At 66.5% G+C, this 660-nt stretch carries 1 protein-coding gene; it reads left to right on the forward strand.

Annotated features, from left to right (window positions below; all coding sequences use genetic code 11):
- The coding region (locus I6F38_RS43310) for a response regulator (RefSeq protein WP_225164704.1) at nucleotides 1-638 on the forward strand (638 nt) is incomplete at its 5' end.
- Between the last annotated feature and the right edge of the window lie 22 nt (nucleotides 639-660).

Here is a 660-nt window from a genome sequence, read left to right on the forward strand (position 1 = left end):
GGGTCGAGGTGCAGTCGCAGGGCTCGCAGCCGATCCTGGTGTTCGCCGACGACGGCCGCTCGATGGGGCTCGTGGTCGACGAGATCATCGACATCGTCGAGGAGCGGCTCAACATCGAGGTCGCGGGTTCGCAGGACGGCATTTTGGGCTCGGCCGTGATCAAGGGTCAGGCCACCGAGGTGATCGACGTCGGCCACTTCCTGCCGATGGCGTTCGCCGACTGGTTCTCGCGCAAGGAGATGCGCCCGTCGGCCTCGGCGCAGTCGGTGCTGCTGGTCGATGACTCGGCGTTCTTCCGCAACATGCTGGCGCCGGTCTTGAAAGCCGCCGGCTACAAGGTCAGGACCGCGGGCGGCGCGCAGGAAGGGCTCGCGGCGCTGCGTTCGGGACAGGCCTTCGACGTCGTGCTGACCGACATCGAGATGCCCGAGATGAACGGCTTTGAGTTCGCCGAGAACATCCGAGGCGACCACAACCTGAACCAGCTGCCGATCATCGCGCTGTCGGCGATGGTGTCGCCGGCGGCGATCGAGCGCGGCCGGCAGGCCGGCTTCCACGACTATGTCGCCAAGTTTGATCGTCCCGGGCTGATCGCGGCGCTGAAAGAGCAGACCGCCGAACTGCGCCGCGCCGCGTGACCGGATGCAAGGAAACGAATTG

The sequence above is a fragment of the Bradyrhizobium sp. BRP56 genome (assembly GCF_020194035.1).
Taxonomy (GTDB): Bacteria; Pseudomonadota; Alphaproteobacteria; order Rhizobiales; family Xanthobacteraceae; genus Bradyrhizobium; species Bradyrhizobium australafricanum.